This window comes from Ensifer sp. LC384 (assembly GCF_001695865.1).
GTDB lineage: Bacteria > Pseudomonadota > Alphaproteobacteria > Rhizobiales > Rhizobiaceae > Ensifer.
Window position 1 is genome coordinate 233,733 of the sequence record NZ_MBST01000034.1, and the last position, 20,113, is coordinate 253,845.

At 62.0% G+C, this 20,113-nt stretch carries 15 protein-coding genes and 3 tRNA genes; 15 read left to right on the forward strand and 3 right to left on the reverse strand.

All coding sequences use genetic code 11. From position 1 onward, the window contains the following. Positions 1 to 51 precede the first annotated feature (51 nt). The gene (locus BC363_RS23120) at positions 52 to 2,259 is read left to right on the forward strand and encodes an esterase-like activity of phytase family protein (RefSeq protein WP_161952484.1); all 2,208 of its coding nucleotides are present in this window, start codon (positions 52 to 54) and stop codon (positions 2,257 to 2,259) included. Between the two features lie 89 nt (positions 2,260 to 2,348). On the opposite strand, the gene BC363_RS23125 is transcribed toward BC363_RS23120, so the two are convergent. Next, a complete protein-coding gene (locus tag BC363_RS23125) occupies positions 2,349 to 2,822 on the reverse strand; it encodes a MarR family transcriptional regulator (protein ID WP_065787331.1) in 474 nt (157 codons plus the stop codon). 183 nt (positions 2,823 to 3,005) lie between these two features. After that, positions 3,006 to 4,844: a HAMP domain-containing methyl-accepting chemotaxis protein gene (locus tag BC363_RS23130; RefSeq protein ID WP_065787145.1), complete on the reverse strand. Its 1,839-nt coding sequence runs from the start codon at positions 4,842 to 4,844 to the stop codon at positions 3,006 to 3,008. Between the two features lie 377 nt (positions 4,845 to 5,221). Here BC363_RS23130 and BC363_RS23135 point away from each other — a divergent pair, with 377 nt between their 5' ends. The 3 genes from BC363_RS23135 to BC363_RS23145 all read left to right on the forward strand — a co-directional run bounded on the left by BC363_RS23135 (position 5,222) and on the right by BC363_RS23145 (position 10,422). Further along, positions 5,222 to 6,499, forward strand: coding sequence for an exonuclease SbcCD subunit D (locus BC363_RS23135; RefSeq protein WP_065787144.1), 1,278 nt, complete (start codon positions 5,222 to 5,224; stop codon positions 6,497 to 6,499). Next, the gene (locus BC363_RS23140; protein ID WP_065787143.1) at positions 6,499 to 9,960 is read left to right on the forward strand and encodes an AAA family ATPase; all 3,462 of its coding nucleotides are present in this window, start codon (positions 6,499 to 6,501) and stop codon (positions 9,958 to 9,960) included. The genes BC363_RS23135 and BC363_RS23140 overlap by 1 nt, the downstream gene beginning before the upstream one ends. A gap of 63 nt (positions 9,961 to 10,023) precedes the next feature. Further along, on the forward strand, positions 10,024 to 10,422 hold the full coding sequence (locus BC363_RS23145; protein ID WP_065787142.1) for a cupin domain-containing protein: 399 nt from the start codon (positions 10,024 to 10,026) through the stop codon (positions 10,420 to 10,422). A gap of 312 nt (positions 10,423 to 10,734) precedes the next feature. Here the strand turns inward: BC363_RS23145 and BC363_RS23150 are convergent. Continuing rightward, positions 10,735 to 10,810: transfer RNA gene (locus BC363_RS23150), tRNA-Val, on the reverse strand. Between the two features lie 471 nt (positions 10,811 to 11,281). Here BC363_RS23150 and BC363_RS23155 point away from each other — a divergent pair. The 11 genes from BC363_RS23155 to nuoG all read left to right on the forward strand — a co-directional run bounded on the left by BC363_RS23155 (position 11,282) and on the right by nuoG (position 20,104). Then, positions 11,282 to 11,358 (forward strand) — tRNA-Asp (locus BC363_RS23155). Between the two features lie 74 nt (positions 11,359 to 11,432). Then, positions 11,433 to 11,509 (forward strand) — tRNA-Asp (locus BC363_RS23160). A gap of 295 nt (positions 11,510 to 11,804) precedes the next feature. Further along, a complete protein-coding gene (locus BC363_RS23165) occupies positions 11,805 to 12,170 on the forward strand; it encodes an NADH-quinone oxidoreductase subunit A (RefSeq protein ID WP_065787141.1) in 366 nt (121 codons plus the stop codon). Beyond that, the gene (locus tag BC363_RS23170) at positions 12,161 to 12,739 is read left to right on the forward strand and encodes an NADH-quinone oxidoreductase subunit B (RefSeq protein ID WP_065787140.1); all 579 of its coding nucleotides are present in this window, start codon (positions 12,161 to 12,163) and stop codon (positions 12,737 to 12,739) included. The genes BC363_RS23165 and BC363_RS23170 overlap by 10 nt, the downstream gene beginning before the upstream one ends. Before the next feature lie 18 nt (positions 12,740 to 12,757). Further along, positions 12,758 to 13,363, forward strand: a complete 606-nt coding sequence (locus tag BC363_RS23175) for an NADH-quinone oxidoreductase subunit C (RefSeq protein WP_065787139.1) — start codon at positions 12,758 to 12,760, stop codon at positions 13,361 to 13,363. Between the two features lie 57 nt (positions 13,364 to 13,420). Beyond that, positions 13,421 to 14,611 (forward strand): NADH-quinone oxidoreductase subunit D, encoded by a 1,191-nt coding sequence (locus tag BC363_RS23180; RefSeq protein ID WP_065787138.1) that lies wholly within the window; start codon positions 13,421 to 13,423, stop codon positions 14,609 to 14,611. Next, on the forward strand, positions 14,611 to 14,868 hold the full coding sequence (locus BC363_RS23185) for a hypothetical protein (protein ID WP_065787137.1): 258 nt from the start codon (positions 14,611 to 14,613) through the stop codon (positions 14,866 to 14,868). Before BC363_RS23180 ends, BC363_RS23185 begins: the two co-directional genes overlap by 1 nt. 16 nt (positions 14,869 to 14,884) lie before the next feature. Continuing rightward, positions 14,885 to 15,937 carry an NADH-quinone oxidoreductase subunit NuoE gene (gene nuoE / locus BC363_RS23190; RefSeq protein WP_065787136.1) on the forward strand — a complete coding sequence of 351 codons (1,053 nt, stop codon included), beginning with the start codon at positions 14,885 to 14,887 and terminating at the stop codon, positions 15,935 to 15,937. An 11-nt stretch (positions 15,938 to 15,948) separates the two neighbouring features. Continuing rightward, positions 15,949 to 17,253, forward strand: coding sequence for an NADH-quinone oxidoreductase subunit NuoF (gene nuoF / locus BC363_RS23195; protein ID WP_053247043.1), 1,305 nt, complete (start codon positions 15,949 to 15,951; stop codon positions 17,251 to 17,253). Between the two features lie 6 nt (positions 17,254 to 17,259). Beyond that, on the forward strand, positions 17,260 to 17,919 hold the full coding sequence (locus BC363_RS23200; protein ID WP_065787135.1) for an NADH:ubiquinone oxidoreductase: 660 nt from the start codon (positions 17,260 to 17,262) through the stop codon (positions 17,917 to 17,919). A gap of 103 nt (positions 17,920 to 18,022) precedes the next feature. Further along, on the forward strand, positions 18,023 to 20,104 hold the full coding sequence (gene nuoG, locus BC363_RS23205; RefSeq protein WP_065787134.1) for an NADH-quinone oxidoreductase subunit NuoG: 2,082 nt from the start codon (positions 18,023 to 18,025) through the stop codon (positions 20,102 to 20,104). Positions 20,105 to 20,113: the final 9 nt, after the last annotated feature.

Below are 20,113 nucleotides of genomic sequence, written 5' to 3' on the forward strand. Positions count from 1 at the left end.
ATGCGCCTGTCATCGCCATCCCGCAGAACCCCCTTGTTTTGAATATTCGATATGGGGGATTTCATGACCATTTCATCATGCAGAACGGCGCTCGCCGCCATGCTTCTCGCGTCCGTTGCTTTTCCGGCTGCCGCCGAACCGGTGTTCAATCGTATTGCGTCCTTCGCCGTTGCCGACAACCTGCCCGAGGGTGATGCCCGCAAGGAAGCCACATCCGCGGAAATCATCACCGCAACCGAAGACGGCAACACGCTGATTTACTCCGATAGCCCGGGCAAGCGCATCGGCCTCATCGACATCACCGAGGCCAAGGCGCCGAAGGCCGCCGGCACTGTTTCGTTCGAGGGAGAGCCGACATCGGTGACTGTCGCCGGTGCCAAGGCGCTGGTTGCGGTCAATACGCGCGAAAGCTTCACAAAGCCTTCCGGCTTCCTCGCCACCGTCGACGTTGCCTCGAAGAAGGTCGAGGCGACCTGTGATCTCGGCGGTCAGCCGGACTCTGTCGCTGTCAACAAGGACCGCACGCTTGCCGCGATCGCCATCGAGAACGAGCGTGATGAGGAGGTCAACGACGGCAAGATCCCGCAGATGCCTGCCGGCGATCTGGTGATCCTGTCTCTGAAGGACGGCGTTGCCGATTGCGCGACGATCAAGCACGTGACTCTGACGGGTCTTGCCGAAGTTGCTGGCGACGATCCAGAGCCGGAATTCGTCTCCTTCAACGGCAAGGACGAGATCGCGCTGACGCTGCAGGAAAACAACCACATCGTCATCATCGACGCCAAGTCCGCGGCGGTAAAGACGCATTTCTCCGCCGGCGCAGCCGACCTCAAGGACATCGACACCAAGCGCGACGGTGCTATCGCCTTCAAGGACGAGCAGTCGGGCCGCAAGCGCGAACCTGACGCCGTCAAGTGGCTTGACGACGATCGCATCGTCGTTGCCAACGAAGGTGACTATGAGGGTGGTTCGCGCGGCTTCACGATCTTCGACACGGCCGGTAAGGTCCTGTTCGAATCGGGCGCGAGCTTCGAGCACGCGATCGCGTCGATCGGCCATTATCCGGAGAAGCGCTCGTCGGCCAAGGGTGTCGAGCCGGAGGGCCTCGAGGCCGCCAAGTTCGGCGACGACAATCTGTTCTTCGTGCTTGCTGAACGCGCATCTGTCGTCGGCGTTTACAAGGACACCGGCGCCGAGCCGGAACTGCTGCAATTGCTGCCATCAGGCATTTCGCCGGAAGGTGCTGTCGCGATCCCGTCCCGCAATCTGCTTGCCACCGCCAACGAAGTCGATCTCGGTGAAGACGGCGGTGCCCGCTCGCATGTGATGATCTACGAACGCGGCGAAGGCGAAGCTGCCTATCCGCAGATCCGCTCGGCCGACAAGGATGGTCTGCCTGTCGGGTTCGGAGCGCTTTCCGGCCTGGCAGCGGTTGCCGACAAGCCCGGTTTTCTGCGCGCCGTCAACGATTCAGTCCATTCGTCGCAGCCGACGATCTTCACCATCGACGCGACCCAGAAGCCGGCGCTGATCACCGAAACGCTTCGCATTACCCGCGATGGCGCACCGGCACAGAAGCTCGACATCGAAGGCGTAGCCAATGATGGGGAAGGGGGCTTCTGGCTCGCCTCGGAGGGTAACTCCGACAAGCTCTACAGCCACGCGCTGCTGCGCGTGAACAAGAAGGGCGAGATCAAGAAGGAGATCGCCCTGCCTGAAGCTCTGCGGGCCGGCGAGACCCGCTTCGGCTTTGAGGGCGTAACAGTCGTCGGCGCAGGCGACGACCAGGTGCTCTGGATGGCCGTTCAGCGCGAATGGAAGGATGACGAGAAGGGCTTCGTCAAGCTCGTCTCCTACAAGCCGTCGAGCGAGGAATGGGGTGCGGTCCGCTATCCGCTCGAAAAGGCGGACGGCGGTTGGGTCGGTCTGTCCGAAATCTCGGTCCACGGCGACTATGCCTACATCATCGAACGCGACAACCTGATCGGCCAGGCCGCCAAGCTGAAGAAGCTCTACCGTGTCGCGCTTGCCGACCTGAAGCCGGCAGCCCTCGGCAGCGAGCTCCCCGTCGTCAAGAAGGAAGAGGTTCGCGACCTCGTTCCCGATCTGAAGGCTTTGAACGGTTACGTCGTCGATAAGGTCGAAGGCCTTACCGTCGATGCCGCCGGCAACGGCTATGTCGTCACCGACAACGACGGTGTCGATGATTCTTCCGGCGAAACGCTGTTCTTCTCCATCGGTGCCATCGACGCGATGTAAGCGTCGGGCCAGGGGAAAAACGGAAGAGGCCGGGACATGACGTCCCGGCCTCTTTCTGTTTCAGCTATCGGTAATTGACTGAGCGATCTTTAGCGAACGACCGCGATCTCGGCCGCTTCGGCCTCGTCCTTGCGCTTGCGGATCTCGTCGGTCTTGTCCACGAGTTTGCCGACGATATCGAAGAGCTGGTCGAGTTCCTTGTCGTCGAGCGCCGAGAAGATTTCCTCGATCAGCTGTTTGCGCGGATGTTCGGCTGCTTCCAGAATGACGCGCCCGGTGTCGGTGATTGAGACGATCTTGGCGCGACGGTCCTCGGGGTCCGGTTTGCGCATGACGAGACGATCGCGCTCGAGGCCGTCGATCGCTTCGGTGACCGTGCGTGGCGCGAAGTTCAGGGCACAGGCGATATCCGTCGAACGACAGGGACCGAGCTTGCTCAGGAAGAACAGGAACTTGCTTCGCGCCAGCGAAACGCCTTCCTCGGTCATCGACTCGTTCACCAGCCGGTGGACGCGGTGATAAAGCTCAAACAGCCTGTCAGAAACTTCGAATGTCTTCTTCATGATCATCGTTGGAAAATTATGAGGTGCCATGTCAAATGGCAGCAACATTATTGATAGTTACAATTGCTACATTTGTCGACTAAAACCTCTGCAATTTCACGGGAACTACCTCCACAACCAAGAAACGGCCCGCGTTTCCGCAGGCCGTTTCACTTGTACGCTCAAGAATTTCGCCCGTTCGGACTATGCCGCCCAGCGCGATGAGCCGGCCGAAGGCGCGTAGCCGTAGCCCGAAGCCTCGGCCAGGGTGACGCGGGCGATAAGCTCGCGCAGACGACCGGCCTCCTGCGCCAGCGTCGCGCTTGCGGCGTTCGCCTCTTCGACCATCGCGGCGTTCTGCTGGGTCACCTGGTCCATCTGGTTGACGGCGGTGTTGACCTCGGAAAGCCCGGCGGACTGTTCCTGCGCCGACACCGCAATCGCATCCATGTGCTGGTTGATCGTCACGATGAAGCCTTCGATCGTGCGCAGAGCCTCGCCGGTTTCGCGGACGAGCTTGACGCCGCTCTGCACTTCGACGGCCGAATTGCGGATCAGGTCCTTGATCTCCTTGGCGGCATTGGCCGAGCGCTGTGCCAGTTCGCGCACTTCCTGGGCAACGACGGCAAAGCCCTTGCCAGCATCACCGGCGCGAGCGGCTTCCACGCCGGCATTGAGCGCCAGCAGGTTGGTCTGGAAGGCGATTTCGTCGATGACGCCGATGATGTTGGAGATCTGGCTCGACGAATGCTCGATGCGGCCCATGGCGTCGATTGCGCCGGAAACGATGGCGCCGGACTTGTGTGCGCTTTCGTTTGCCTGGCTGGCGACGGCGCGGGCTTCATTGGTGCGTTTGGACGAGCTTCCGACATTGACCGTGATCTGGTCGAGTGCGGCGGCCGTTTCTTCGAGCGACGCGGCCTGCTGTTCGGTGCGGCGCGACAGATCGTCGGCGCTCTGGCTGACTTCGCGTGCGCCGCTGTCGATACTGCCGGAGCTGGAGGAGACGGCAGCCAGCGTATCGGCCAGCTGGGCAACGGCCTGGTTGAGGTCGTGACGCAGCTGTTCGAAGTCCGGCGCGAAAGGTTCGTTGAGCTGGAAGGCAAGGTCGCCGGCTGCCAGACGGCGAAGACCGGTTGCAAGGCCCGCGGTTGCTTCCTGCAGACGCAGCTGTGCGGCGGCTTCGGCCTCTTCGGTCACGCGCCGGCGCTCGGCCTCTGCCTGAGAGCGCTGTACCTTGGCGTCTTCCTCGAGCTGCAGATTGGAGATCGCTGCCTGGCGGAAGACCTCGACGGCGCGCGCCATCTCGCCGATCTCATCCTTGCGCACGCCATAGGGAATGGCGGTGGCGGTATCGCCATTTGCGAGACCTGCCATCGACCGGGTGATGATCTGGATCGGACGGGCGATGCCGCGGATCGCGTAGAGGATTGCGCCGAGCACGATGAGGGCCGCAACCGCGATGACCGCGATTTCGATCGCACGGATCTGGTCGTGCGTGGTGGAACTGGCGGCAACCGCAGCATCGGCACCCGCAAGGTTAAGCGCACGCATTTCCTTGATCGCCTGGTCGACCAGTTGTTCCGTCTCGCGCATCTCGACCTTGAACACGCTCTGCGCCTTCATGTTTTCGAGATTGTTGGAGAGCTTGACCATGCCGGCGGAAACCGAGAGATAGGCCTCGTAGGCGCTCTTGACCTTTTCGAGCGCTGCCCTGTCGGCGTCGCTGACCATCAGTGCGGCGTATTCGTCCGAAAGCTTGTTGAAGCCATCCACGGTTTCGCCGATGACCTTCTCGGCCGCCTTCTTCTCGAAGGGCGTCAGCGAGATCAGGTGCCGGGCAAACGACATGCGCGTGTCCGAAAGCTGGGTTTCAAGCGCACGTGAGAGCGAGACGCGTGGCAGCCAGGTGGTGGCGATCTCGTTGTTGCGTTCGTTCATCATCTTGATGCCGCCAAGCGAAGCGACCGCCAGCACGGCGACGATGAGGCCAACCATCAGGAAGAGGGCAATAAGGGTGTGTGATATCTTTAGGCGCGACATGAATAACTCCGGAGGAACGGCGTCCGTAAAAGCTTGTGCATGAATAAGTCGTTCCGGCTCTTGATCGTCATGACGGAGCGGATGCCGAAGCAGGGAGTCATTCCTGTGCTTGGCCGCACGCAAAATGCAGCCGCGCGAAACCTAGCCAACAAGTTATTACAAAAGCGCTAATCGATTAAAGTGAGTATAATCTGATATTTGCACATAGGCGTGCGCACATTTTCCGGCGGGCGTTTCATGTCGAAACTGCAGCCCGCACGTATTTAGAACTGTCTTTACTTGGGCGGCCTGAAATAACGGTGAGCGACAGGCGTGTTCGCGTGGATGACGGTGTCCGGCGCATTGACGGGTGCTGCTTTCGCGGGCCATGGTCGGCCATGCCCTTCCGCTTCGTTCACACCGCCGACCTTCATCTTGATTCGCCGCTGCGCAGCCTTGCGCTTAGAAATGCCGATCTCGCCGAAATCGTGCGCAGCGCGACCAGGCAAGCGCTTGTGAGGATCGTAGACCTCTGCCTTGCCGAAGAGGTCGATGCCCTGCTGGTCGCTGGCGACCTTTATGATGGCAGCCAGACCTCGATGAATACCGCGCTGTTTCTCGCGGGCGAGCTGCGCCGGCTCGACGAGGCCGGCATCCGTGTCTTCATCATCCGCGGCAATCACGATGCCCAATCGCAGGTGACGAACGAGCTGACGCTGCCGCCGTCAGTGCATGTCTTCAAGGGCCGCAGCAAGGCCGTTCTGGCAAAGACGCTGGAGAGTGGCCGCGGCGTCCTTGTCCATGGCATGAGCTTTGCGAGCCCCCATGCACCGGAAAGCCTGCTGCCGTCGTTTCAGCCGCCGGCCGCCGACGCGATCAATATCGGCATGCTGCATACGAGCCTTGCCGGCGCTGCCGGCCATGACCTCTATGCGCCTTGCAGCGTGGCGGATCTCCAGGCGCACGGGTTCGATTATTGGGCGCTCGGCCACGTTCATCAGCGCCAGGTGCACGCCAGTGAGCCCTTCGTCGTCATGCCGGGCATGCCGCAGGGGCGCGATATCAACGAAGCCGGCACCAAGGGCGTGACGCTGGTGACGGTCACCGACGAGGGGCGTTTGTCGATCGAGGAACGGGCGATCGGGCTTGCCACCTTCGAGAGAATGAACCTTGATCTCACCGATGTTTCGGACTGGGGTGATATGCTTGATGCGGTCAGGAACGCCTTCCTGCAGTCTCGCGAGACGACCGCTGCCGACAACGTGATTCTCCGTCTGACCTTGACCGGTGCGACGCCGCTTGCCTGGCGCCTGCGCCGCGATGCCGACCTGCTCCAGGCGGAGATCGACAATGTCGCTGCCGGCATCGGTGGCTGCTGGGTTGAGAAAATTGAGCTGGATTGCCGCAGTCCGGATGCCGAGACCGGGACGGCTATCGCCGATCCGGTCGACGAATTGGCGGCCCTTGTCGGCAGCGATGTCCTGCCGGCTCATGGTTTTCGTCAGGAAGTGCGCGCCGCCGTCGAGGAGTTGTTGCAGCAGTTGCCGCCGGACCTGCGCCAGGCTCTGGCGCCGGATGAAGTGGCGGTCGAAAGGCTGGCGTTCGACGCCGGCGTTTCCGGCGCGGCAGAGGTGCTCGCACATCTCCATGGCGGTGCGGGCGAGGGTTCACGCTGATGCGGCTGCGCGAACTCGACCTGGTGCGGTACGGCAAGTTTACCGAGCGCCGCCTCGACTTCGGCCCGGCGACAGCGGGCAGGCCCGACCTGCATATCGTCTACGGTCCGAACGAGGCCGGCAAGTCGACGCTGTTTTCCGGCTTCCTCGACCTGCTCTTCGGCATCGAGCACTACAGCTCGTACGGTTTTCTGCACCCATACCAGACCATGCGGGTCGGCGGCACGATCGAGGCCGCCGGCCGCACCCACCAGGCCTTCCGGATAAAACGCAAGACCAATACGCTGGTGGGCGCCGACGACCAGCCACTACCGGACAATCTGTTTTCCGCCTCGCTCGGCTCGATCGACCGCGCGACCTATCGCATGATGTTCTCGCTCGACGATGACAGTATCGAGCAGGGAGGAGAGGCGATCCTCAAAAGCGAAGGCGAACTCGGCTCACTGCTCTTCTCCGCAAGTTCAGGTCTGCCGGACAGTGCCGCGATCCTGTCTACCCTGCGCGCCGAGGCGGATGCCTTCTACCGGCCCCAGGCACGCAAGCATCAGCTTTCGGAGCTGAAGGCCGAACTCGACGCGCTGAAAGTCGAGCGCAACGGGTTGGACGTCAATGCTCGCGAATATGCGTCGCTGCGCAAGACGCTGCTTGCCGCCCGCGAGCGCCACGACGCGGCCATGGCTCGGCGTGTCGAGCTGCGGGTGGAGCGTGATCGGCTAAAGGCACAGATCGATGCCTTGCCGCTCTTCCGTCGCCTTTGTGGCTTGCGCGCCGATCTGGCCAAGACGCCTACCTTGCCGCTTGCTCCTGCCGAGTGGGCAACGGAATTACCGGCACTGCGTCGGCGTGACGTCGAGATCGCAACGAAGCTTCGTCAGCTCGATGACGAAACCCGGCGTCGGCAGGAGGAGCTTGAGGACCTGCCGCGTGACGAGGCGGCACTCATTCTGATGGAGCGTTTGAACGCGCTGCAGGAGGTGGCGCTCGATGCGCGCTATGTCACGGCGGCGCGCGATATGCCTGCACGGATCGAGGAACTGTCGCGGACGAAAACGGAGATTGCCGCCTGCCTTATCAGGCTCGGCGAGCCCGGCGACCGGGATCCGGCATCGCTGCTGTTGCCGACGGCCACGAACGCCCGGCTGCAGGAACTCTCTCGGCAACATTCCGCGCTGCAGGAGCGTGCGGCATCGGCCCGACAGGAGGCGGATGGGGCAAAACGTGCGGAGCGGGAGACGGCCAGTGAGTTGGCGCGGCTGCAGGCCGAAGGCGGTCCGTATGTCGATTCGGGTGCGCTTGCCGAGCGGCTGCGCCGCCTGCGGCAGGACGATTGTGGGCTGCGCCTGCGGGCCGCCAGACAATCGCTCGAGCGCCTGGATGCGGAGCTGGCCTGCAAGCTGGAGGCTTTGAAGCCCTATTCCGGCAGTGCCGATGATCTGCTTGGCCTGCCGGTGCCCGCTGCCGGCACGATCGAGACCTGGCGTCGTGACTTGGCAACACAGGACGAAAAGCGTCTGCGCCTTGCCGATCGTGTCGCCAGCGAGACCGAGCAACTGGCCGGCGAGGAGGCGCGTCTGGCCGCCCTGGTTGCCTCGGGCGGCGCAATTGACGACAGGGCATCCGCTGCGCTTCGCCAGCACCGGCAGCACGCCTGGGAGCAACACAGGGCTCGGTTGGACACGACGACTGCGGCGCTCTTTGAAGACGCACTGAATCTGGACGACGATGCGACGGCGTTGCGGCTTGCCGAGGCGGCAAAGGTCGCGGATATGCGGTCGCTCACTTTTTCGATCGCCGAGCGCCGAGCCCGCCTTGACGCACTTCGGAAACAGCAGCTCTCCCTCGCCGAGGAATCGTCCCCATTGGCAAAAGCTGTCACGACGGCCGCCGCAGTCTGTGGATTACCTCACGTTACGCAATTGCCGCAACTGGAGGCCTGGCTTGCAGCGCGGCTTGTGGCGCTCGATATTCGTGAACAACAGCGCTCTACGCGGCTGGATCTCGACCGCGCCCAGGCAGACGAGAACGACGCGCGCGATGTTCTCAAGGAATCGCTTGCCGAGATCGGTGTGATCGAGCGTTTGCCCAAGCGGCTTGATGATCTGCTGGCGTTTGCCGAAAATGCTGTCGCGCAGGCGCAGGCGGCTTTCTCTGCCGGCAAGGCTGCGCGCGAGGCGGTCCGGCGAGCCGGCGACATGCTGGAGCAGCGGCAGTCGACCTTGGCGCAAGCCGAGGACGCCTTGTCCTCCTGGCAGGAGCAATGGGACGATCCGCTCTCAGCCACCTGGCTTGCCGACAGGCAGGAGCGGCCTCTGCCGGATCGGGTCGCTCCCATGCTCGCGGTCTTGCAGGATCTCGACAAGTTGGTCCAGCGCAAGGCCGATCTCGATCACCGCGTCGCCGGCATGCGCAAGGACCAGGTGGCCTTTGAGACGGCGGTCGCAGACCTTGCTGGTATGCCGGGCATCGAAGACACGCTTGCGACCTTTGCTGCCATGAGGGCGCGTGTCGCCGACGCGGAGAAACAAGAGGATCGGCGCGCGGCGCTGTTGGCGGAACTTCTCCGCGTTGAAGAGGAGAAACGCACCATCGCTGCCGAGCAGGATCTCCACACCGCTCGCAAACGTCTCGTGCTCGATTTCTTCAACTGCGAGACATTGGACGAAGCGGGGTTGCGGCTCGACGCTGCCCGCGAACAGGAGCGGCTGCGCCAGCGCATCGCCGAATCGGAGGCTGATCTCGCGTCCCGCCTCGGTGTCGCCGGCAGCGAAGACGCCGAGGCGTTGCTGGCTACGCTTGATGACGAAACGGTGCGGCTGGAGCTGGCTCGCGTCGAGGCGCTCCTTGAAGAGAGCGACCGCGATGTCAGCGAATTGCATGCGGATGTGCGGACGAAGGAAGCAGCACTCGCCAATATCGCCGGCGACGACACCGTTGCAGCGCTCGACCAGCGCCGCCGCACGCTGCTTCTGGAGATCGAGGCCAAGGCGCTCGGCTATCTCAAGCTGAAGGCCGGCGTCATCGCCGCCGAGCAGGCGCTCCGGCTTTTTCGCGAGCGCCATCGCAGTGCCATGATGCGGCGCGCATCGGAGACTTTCAGCCGCATCAGCGGCGGAGAATATTCCAGCCTGTCGGCGCAGGCCGACAAGGGTCAGGAGTTCCTGATTGCCAACGCCGCGGCAGGTGGCTCCAAGCTGGCGCGCGATCTTTCCAAGGGGACGCGCTTCCAGCTCTATCTGTCGCTCAGGATCGCGGGCTATCACGAGGTTGCTGCGGCGCGGGAAACCTTGCCCTTCATCGCCGACGATATCATGGAGACGTTTGACGACGGTCGCGCCGGTCGCGCCTTCGAGCTGATGGCGGATATGGCCCGCGTCGGGCAGGTGATCTACCTGACGCACCATGAGCACCTGTGCGATATTGCCCGAACGGCGTGTCCGGAAGTGACTATCCACAGACTATGATGCGGCTGCGCGGTCGGCATTCGGCTGGCGAATTATTGCAACGGGAACCGGGAGGCTCGGCAGATGGAAATCATACCCAGCGGAACGCGGGCGTCGACACGACCCCCGGCCGAGTACTTTACCGGCACGGTCAGGCAGGATCCCGTCATCGAGGCGGCGGAACCGGCTCGCGTGCGCGCCGTGAACGTGACGTTCGAGCCCGGCGCCCGGACCGCATGGCATACGCATCCGCTTGGGCAGACGCTGGTAGTGACATCAGGCCGGGGCCTGGCGCAGGTCTGGGGCGGCCCGGTGCGTGAGATAAGCACAGGAGACGTCGTCTGGTTTCCGCCTGGCGAAAAACATTGGCACGGCGCCGCGCCGGATACTGCCATGGTTCACCTCGCCATTCAGGAAGCGCTCGACGGCAAGGCGGTCGACTGGCTGGAGCATGTCACCGACGAACAGTATCGCGGCGCCTAGACGATTTTCATGCGCATCGACCGCAGTTTGGCGATCGGACGACGAATCGGTCTTCCGGCGCGTGTTCGCAGCGCGCTACGGGAGTAAGGATCCACTTTCAACAGGTTCGGCTGCACCACGCGGAAGGCGGTTACACGCTCGATTATCGGGCGCCCAGATGCAAGTTTGCCTCGGGCCACGGTGCTGACGGTTCGATGTTTTGATTTGCTGATGACATGGAACGCCGAATTTTGGCTGGCCATCGTTTGGAAGCGAACGTGCAGGAGCAAGCGTTGCTGCCGGGGTAGGTATCGATAATTCTAGGGAAGAAAATGGTGGGCGATGAGAGACTCGAACTCCCGACATCCTCGGTGTAAACGAGGCGCTCTACCAACTGAGCTAATCGCCCTTCAGCGTTCGGACCGGTTGTGTCCGCCGCGTCGGTGGCCGTGATCTAGGCGTAACCGAAAAAAACCGCAAGAGCATTTCCGTCGTTTTTTTGATTTTTTTTGCGTGAGCCGACAGAAGTGCAGGAGTTGTCGGGTTTTCCCATTGTGGAAAAAAAGCGGAGAGCGGCACTTGGGGAAAAGGGTGACGGGGGTCGCGGCAACGCTGATCCGATTCTGTCGGCCGGGCCCATTATCTGTGCGTTGTCTTCCCCCAGGCCGGCGATCGCCGCTGCGCAAAGGGCAGGGGCTTCCTAGTAATGGGGGAGGGAGAAGCCGGCTTTGACATTGCCTGTGGATCAAAATTGGCTCCGTCATGGATTTGTCTCCAAACACGCTTGACACCCAAATGCGAACCGCTTAGTTAGCCGCTCATCGAACGGGCAAGCCCGCTCGGTGCCGGGGCGGAAACGCTCCAGCCACTTCAAGATGATGCGGGTGTAGCTCAGTCGGTTAGAGTGCCGGCCTGTCACGCCGGAGGTCGCGGGTTCGAGCCCCGTCACTCGCGCCATTCTTGATATGGTTAGACCTAGGCATTCTCACGAAGCGCCGATGGTGGTAATACTGACCCTAGTGGTCATATGCGCGGGTGTAGCTCAGTCGGTTAGAGTGCCGGCCTGTCACGCCGGAGGTCGCGGGTTCGAGCCCCGTCACTCGCGCCATTTACCGCTATATCCCTCCGAGATAGCATGACTGCAGATAGCGTCTTTTGCAGTGCGGCAATCTGCCCTCCGGGCTTCGCTTTTACGGTAAAGTCTCCCCATGCCTGCAAATCAGCGCTTTGCCGCGGCATGCCGTCCAATCCTGTGTCGCGAACCGGTTTAAATGGCCCTCGAAGGCTTGCGCGCAGGCGCGGGCTGCGCTAACCACTCTGGCGTTGCAACATATTTTTCGGCCTGCGAGATTTGTTGTTTTGGCGCTCCCCGGGCGCCCTCCCGCAGGCAGGGACGGATAACAATGACTGAACTTCTCGGTTCCTACGTTCCGATCGCGATTTTCATTGGAATCGCACTTGTGATCGGCCTGGCACTTTTGATTGCTCCCTTCGCTGTCGCGTTCAAGGCGCCCGATTCGGAAAAGCTGTCGGCCTACGAATGCGGTTTCAATGCGTTCGATGATGCGCGCATGAAGTTCGACATTCGTTTCTATCTTGTGTCGATCCTTTTCATCATCTTCGACCTGGAAGTCGCATTCCTCTTCCCATGGGCCGTTTCGTTCCACCAGCTGGGCTGGTTCGGATTCTGGTCCATGATGGTCTTCCTTGGTGTGCTGACGATCGGCTTTGTCTATGAATGGAAGAAGGGAGCGCTGGAATGGAACTAGCATCCGGCACCACGCTCGTTGCGCCCAAGTCGAAGGGGATCATCGATCCCTCGACCGGCAAGCCGATCGGCAGCAATGATGCATTCTTCGGCGAGATCAACAATGAGCTCGCCGACAAGGGTTTTCTGGTCACGTCGACCGATGAGCTCATCAACTGGGCGCGCACCGGTTCGCTGATGTGGATGACCTTCGGTCTTGCCTGCTGCGCTGTCGAGATGATGCAGATGTCGATGCCGCGTTACGACGCCGAGCGCTTCGGTTTTGCGCCGCGCGCTTCGCCGCGCCAGTCCGACGTGATGATCGTTGCCGGCACCTTGACCAACAAGATGGCGCCCGCGCTCCGCAAGGTCTACGACCAGATGCCGGAGCCGCGTTACGTGATCTCGATGGGTTCGTGCGCCAATGGCGGCGGCTATTATCACTATTCCTATTCCGTCGTGCGTGGCTGCGACCGTGTCGTGCCCGTTGATATCTATGTGCCAGGCTGTCCTCCCACAGCAGAAGCGCTGCTTTACGGCGTGCTTCTGCTGCAGAAGAAGATCCGCCGGACCGGCACGATCGAACGCTAAGGGTAGGGGGTTCTTAACATGACTGAAGCCCTGAACGAGCTTGCCTCCTATCTGCGCGAGACGCGCAGCCAGCTGATTTCGGATGCCGCCATCAAATACGGCGAACTGACGCTGACGACGACGGCTGCAAACCTGATCGAATTGCTGACGTTCCTGCGCGACGACGTGCAGTGCGCCTTCATCAACTTCGTCGATGTCTGCGGTGTCGATTGGCCCCAGCGGCCGGATCGTTTCGACGTCGTCTATCACTTGCTGTCGCCACGCCAGAACCTGCGCGTGCGCATCAAGGTGGCGACCGGCGAGGGCGAGCCCGTGCCGTCGGCCACCAGCGTCTTTCCCGGCGCCGACTGGTTCGAGCGCGAAGCCTACGACATGTATGGCATTCTGTTTACCGGCCACCCGGACCTGCGTCGCATCCTGACGGACTACGGTTTCGAAGGGCATCCGCTGCGCAAGGACTTCCCGGTTACCGGGTTTGTCGAGGTTCGCTATGATGACGAAGCCAAGCGCGTCGTCTATGAGCCTGTCGAACTGAAGCAGGAATTCCGTAACTTCGACTTCCTCTCCCCGTGGGAAGGGACGGAATACGTCCTGCCCGGCGACGAGAAGGCGAAAGCACGGTGAGACTAAGTCGGCCCGCGGCGACCCTTTGAGGGCGCCGTCCGGCCTGGAGCAATCGGTATGACCGAACATAACGTCCGCAATTTCAACATCAACTTTGGCCCGCAGCATCCGGCAGCGCACGGCGTTCTTCGTCTGGTGCTCGAGCTTGATGGCGAAATCGTCGAGCGCGTCGACCCGCATATCGGTCTGCTGCATCGCGGCACCGAAAAGCTGATCGAAACCAAGACCTATCTGCAGGCAATTCCCTATTTCGATCGGCTCGACTATGTCGCGCCGATGAACCAGGAGCATGCTTTTGCGCTTGCCGTGGAAAAGCTGACCGGAACCGAAGTTCCGATCCGCGGCCAGCTGATCCGCGTTCTCTATTCGGAGATCGGCCGTATCCTGTCGCATCTGCTGAACGTGACCACGCAGGCCATGGACGTCGGCGCGCTGACGCCGCCGCTCTGGGGCTTCGAAGAGCGCGAAAAGCTGATGGTGTTCTATGAGCGTGCCTGCGGCGCGCGCATGCACTCGGCCTATTTCCGTCCCGGCGGCGTGCATCAGGATCTGCCGCACGAACTGGTCGAGGACATCGGCAAGTGGATCGACCCGTTCCTGAAGACCGTCGACGATATCGACGAGCTTCTGACCGGCAACCGCATCTTCAAGCAGCGCAACGTCGACATCGGCGTCGTCAAGCTGGAAGATGCCTGGGCCTGGGGCTTTTCGGGCGTGATGGTTCGCGGTTCCGGCGCTGCCTGGGACCTGCGTCGTGCGCAGCCCTACGAATGCTATTCGGACATGGAATTCGACATTCCGATCGGCAAGAACGGCGACTGCTTCGATCGCTATCTCATCCGCATGATCGAAATGCGCCAGTCGGCCAAGATCATGCGCCAATGCGTGAACCGTCTGCTCGGCGATGCCAAGGTCGGCCCGGTCTCGTCGATGGACGGCAAGATCGTTCCGCCGAAGCGCGGCGAGATGAAGCGCTCGATGGAAGCGCTGATCCACCACTTCAAGCTCTACACCGAAGGCTACCACGTGCCGGCCGGCGAGGTTTATGCAGCCGTCGAAGCGCCCAAGGGCGAATTCGGCGTCTATCTCGTCTCCGACGGTAGCAACAAGCCCTATCGTTGCAAGATCCGTGCCCCGGGCTACGCGCATCTGCAGGCGATGGACTTCCTCTGTCGCGGACACCAGCTTGCCGACGTTTCGGCCGTGCTGGGCTCCATCGATATCGTGTTCGGTGAGGTGGATCGCTGATGCGTTTCGCGCCCCTGGCTATGGCAGGATTTCTTACGCTCGCAGCGACGGCGTCCGCCCAGGATTCCGTCAACAGCGAAGCGTCGTCCGCCGCGATGCGTGGGGGCTCGATGGCCGATCTCGTGGCCAAGGGCTACGAGATCAAGGCGGCCGTGGCCAACGGCACGCGCTACATCGTATTTTTACAAAAAGACCAGTCAGCCTATGCCTGCGAATTCGTTTCGGTGACGAAATCGCGGTGTGGGTCGATTAACTGATAAGGTGTCGTGAAGAATGTCTGTTCGTCGACTAGCCGAAGACAATGTCCAGCCGGCCGCATTCGCGTTCAATCGCGAAAACGCCGCTTGGGCACAAAAGACAATCCAGAAGTATCCGAAAGGCCGCGAGCAGTCCGCGGTCATTCCGCTGTTGATGCGGGCGCAGGAGCAGGACGGCTGGGTAACGAAGGCCGCGATCGAGTCGATCGCCGACATGCTCGGCATGGCCTATATCCGCGTGCTCGAAGTCGCGACCTTCTATACCCAGTTCCAGCTGAAGCCGGTCGGAACGCGCGCCCATGTTCAAGTCTGCGGCACGACGCCGTGCATGCTGCGTGGCGCTGAAGACCTGATCCGGGTCTGCAAGAGCAAGATCGCCCACGACCCCTTCACCCTCAACGAGAGCGGCACGCTTTCCTGGGAAGAAGTGGAATGTCAGGGCGCCTGCGTGAACGCGCCGATGGTCATGATCTTCAAGGACACCTATGAAGATCTGACGCCCGAGCAGCTCGAGCAGATCATCGACCGCTTCGATGCAGGCAAGGGCGCAGAAGTCGCCACCGGCCCGCAGATCGATCGCGTCTTCTCGGCGCCGGAAGGTGGCCCGACCACGCTGACAACGCCGGACGCACTGGCGAAGAAGGCTCCCGCGAGCGCGAAGAAGGTCAGCGATGCGCCGACCGTCAGCGTTCCGCCGTCGAATGCCGCAAACGCCAAGATCGAAGGCGACACCGCCGACAAGTCGAAGCCCGCCAAGGCGGCCGACGTTTCCGGCAAGCCTTCGCTCGAAGACAAGAACCGCCCGGCAGGCATCGCCAAGCCGGCTGCTGTCGACGACCTCAAGCTGATCTCCGGTGTCGGCCCGAAGATCGAGGGCACGCTGCACGAACTCGGCATCTACACGTTCGCGCAAGTCGCGTCGTGGAAGAAGGCCGAGCGCGAATGGGTCGACGGCTATCTCAATTTCAAGGGCCGGATCGAACGTGACGATTGGGTCAAGCAGGCCAAGGCGCTCGCCAAGGGTGGCGAAGCCGAATACATCAAAGTTTTCGGCAAGAAGCCGCGGTAAAGAGGTGAACCATGCTCAGAGATGAAGATCGCATCTTTACCAATATCTACGGCCTTAAGGACAAGTCTCTCAAGGGCGCGATGAGCCGCGGCCATTGGGATGGCACCAAACAGATCCTTGAAAAGGGTCGCGACTGGATCGTCAACGAGATGAAGGCTTCGGGTCTTCGTGGCCGTGGCGGCGCAGGCTTCCCGACCGGTCTCAAGTGGTCCTTCATGCCGAAGGAAAGCGACGGGCGCCCGCACTATCTGGTCGTCAACGCCGACGAATCCGAACCGGGCACCTGCAAGGACCGTGACATCATGCGTCACGATCCACATACGCTGATCGAAGGTTGCGTCATCGCCAGCTTCGCCATGGGTGCGCACACCGCCTATATCTATGTGCGCGGCGAATACATTCGCGAGCGCGAGGCGCTGCAGGCTGCGATCGACGAATGCTACGATGCCGGCCTGCTCGGCAAGAACAACAAGCTTGGCTGGGACATGGACATTTTCGTCCATCACGGCGCCGGCGCCTACATCTGCGGCGAAGAAACCGCGCTGCTCGAAAGCCTTGAGGGCAAGAAGGGCCAGCCGCGCCTGAAGCCGCCGTTCCCGGCGAACATGGGTCTCTACGGCTGCCCGACGACCGTCAACAATGTCGAGTCGATCGCCGTTGCCCCGACGATCCTGCGCCGCGGCGCAGGCTGGTTCTCGTCGATCGGCCGTCCGAACAATGTCGGCACCAAGCTGTTCATGCTGTCCGGCCACGTCAACAAGCCGTGCACGGTCGAAGAAGCGATGGGCATCACCTTCCGTGAACTCGTCGACAAGCATGCCGGCGGCATTCGCGGCGGCTGGGACAACCTGCTCGCCGTCATCCCCGGCGGTGCATCGTGCCCGGTGGTCAAGGCCGAAGACATCATCGACTGCCCGATGGATTTCGACGGACTTCGCGAAGTCAAGTCGTCCTTCGGCACCGCTGCTGCCATCGTCATGGACCGCTCCACCGACATCATCAAGGCAATCGCCCGCATCTCGGCTTTCTTCAAGCACGAGAGCTGCGGCCAGTGCACGCCGTGCCGCGAAGGCACCGGCTGGATGTGGCGCGTGATGGAACGCATGGTGCAGGGCCGCGCCCAGAAGCGCGAGATTGACATGCTGTTCGACGTTACCAAGCAGATCGAAGGTCACACGATCTGTGCTCTGGGCGATGCGGCCGCCTGGCCGATCCAGGGCCTGATCCGCAATTTCCGTCCCGAGATCGAGAAGCGCATCGACGAATATACCCGCAACGCGACGTCGCACGGCGCGGTGCTGGAAGCGGCGGAGTAACAGGCCATGGCCGGCGCAGACAAGGATGGGCAGGTGAGGGGAGAGGCCGAGAGCGGCATTTCGTCCGCGCGTCCGTTTGGCGGCGACCCGGCCGATCCGTTCGGCATGGCCGAATGGATGAAGAGCATGCCGCAGGTGCCGTTGCATCCGCTGATGGCGCATCCGGCAGGAGCCGTTGCGGCGGCGACAGCGCTTGGCTTCGGTCTGTCGAGCCATATCGCCGGCGTCATGCTCGGCGCGATGCAGGGCGCCGTCGAAGCGTTGCAGAAGGGCTCGGCCTTGGTTGGCCAGACGCAGGCAGGCGTTCCGGCCAAGGCTGCTTCGGTTCAGGCGGAAGCAAGACTGCTGGAGACGGTGAAGCCCGTTGTCGCGATGAAGAGCACGGTATCGAAGCCGAAGGCTGAGAAAAAACCGGCAGAGCCCGTCAAGGCGCCGGCCGCTTCAAAGGCCAAGGCCCGTGCCGCCGACGACCTCAAGCGGATTTCCGGCATTGGCCCGAAGCTCGAGCAGGTTCTGAACGGCAAGGGCGTTCGCCGATTCGCTGATATCGCCGCATGGAGTGACGCCGACATTACCCGTTTCGACGACGAGCTGGGCTTTGGCGGACGTATCTTGCGCGACGACTGGGTAAAGCAGGCAAAGGCGCTGAAAGGCGCAAAAGAATAAGAGGCGGTGACCGGCAGAGGTTGCCACCGGCAAGCAGCATGGCTGTGTTGGAATTGTCCGTCGCCTGAAGGTGGACGGATGGAAGACAGGATTGAGTACGAAGATGGCAAAGCTGAAAGTCGACGGAAAAGAGATCGAGGTCCCGGATCATTTCACGCTGCTTCAGGCGTGCGAAGAAGCCGGCGCCGAGGTTCCGCGCTTCTGTTTCCATGAGCGGCTGTCGGTCGCCGGTAACTGCCGCATGTGTCTGATCGAGGTGAAGGGAGGGCCACCCAAGCCCGCCGCCTCCTGCGCCATGGGCGTGCGCGATCTTCGCCCCGGCCCGAACGGCGAAACGCCCGAAGTCTTCACGACCACGCCGATGGTCAAGAAGGCACGCGAAGGCGTCATGGAATTCCTGCTGATCAACCATCCGCTCGATTGCCCGATCTGCGACCAGGGTGGCGAATGCGACCTGCAGGACCAGGCGATGGCCTTCGGCATCGACAGTTCGCGCTACCAGGAAAACAAGCGCGCCGTCGAAGACAAGTACATCGGCCCGCTGGTCAAGACAGTGATGAACCGCTGCATCCACTGCACGCGCTGCGTTCGTTTCACCACGGAAGTCGCCGGCATTGCCGAGCTCGGCCTTATCGGCCGCGGCGAAGATGCCGAGATCACCACCTATCTCGAACAGGCGATGACCTCCGAGCTTCAGGGCAACGTCGTTGACCTTTGCCCGGTCGGCGCGCTGACTTCGAAGCCGTTCGCCTTCACGGCGCGTCCGTGGGAACTGAACAAGACCGAATCCGTCGACGTGATGGATGCGCTCGGTTCGGCCATCCGCGTCGATACCCGCGGCCGCGAAGTGATGCGCATCATGCCGCGCGTCAACGAGGACATCAACGAAGAGTGGATTTCCGACAAGAGCCGCTTCATCTGGGATGGCCTGAAGACCCAGCGTCTCGACCGTCCTTATGTCAAGAAGGATGGCCGTCTGCAGGCAGCAAGCTGGGGTGAGGCGTTCCAGGCGATCAAGGCTGCCGTCGCTTCGACCTCCGGCGACAGGATCGGCGCCATCGCCGGCGACCTTGCTTCCGTCGAAGAAATGTACGCGCTGAAGGAACTGCTTGCTTCGCTCGGTTCGGAAAACATCGACTGCCGCCAGGATGGTGCAGCGCTCGATCCGTCGCTCGGCCGCGCCAGCTACATCTTCAATCCGACCATTCAGGGCATCGAAAGCGCCGACGCGCTGTTGATCATCGGCTCGAACCCGCGCTTCGAAGCATCCGTTCTCAACGCACGCATCCGCAAGCGTTACCGGATGGGCAATTTCCCGATCGCTGTCATCGGCGAGCAGGGTGAGTTGCGCTACGAATACGAATACCTCGGTGCGGGCACCGACACGCTGGCCGAACTCGTGTCCGGCAAGGGTAAGTTCGCAGCGACCCTGAAGAAGGCGCAGCGTCCGATGATCATCATCGGCCAGGGCGCCGTCGCAGGGGAGGGGGGTGCTGCCGTTCTCGCTGCCGCTGCCAAGCTCGCAGGCGCAGTCGGTGCGGTGACCGCGGACTGGAACGGCTTTGCCGTTCTGCACACCGCGGCGTCCCGCGTCGGTGGTCTCGACCTCGGCTTCGTCCCGGGCAAGAATGGCAAGACGGCTGCCGAAATGGTTTCGGTCTCCGACGTTCTCTTCCTGCTCGGCGCAGACGAGATCGATCTTGCCGGCCGCAAGTCCGGCTTTACCGTCTATATCGGTTCGCATGGCGACAACGGCGCACACGCAGCCGACGTCATCCTGCCGGCCGCCACCTACACCGAAAAGTCCGGCACCTGGGTCAACACCGAAGGCCGCGTGCAGATCGGCAACCGCGCCGGCTTCGCTCCGGGCGACGCCCGCGAAGACTGGGCGATCATCCGTGCGCTTTCCGACGTTCTCGGCAAGAAGCTGCCCTTTGATTCGCTTGGCGAATTGCGCTCGAGGCTCTATGCCGCGCACCCGCATTTCGCCGATGTCGACGCGATTGCCGTCGGCAGTGGCGACGAAATTGCCGCAATTGCTCAAAAAGCCGGTGAGATGGGCAAATCCGTGTTTGCGTCTCCGGTCAAAGACTTCTATTTGACGAACCCGATAGCGCGCGCATCCGCCGTCATGGCCGAATGCTCGGCTTTGGCACGCAACAACTTCAAAGCTGCGGCGGAATGAGCGCGAGGG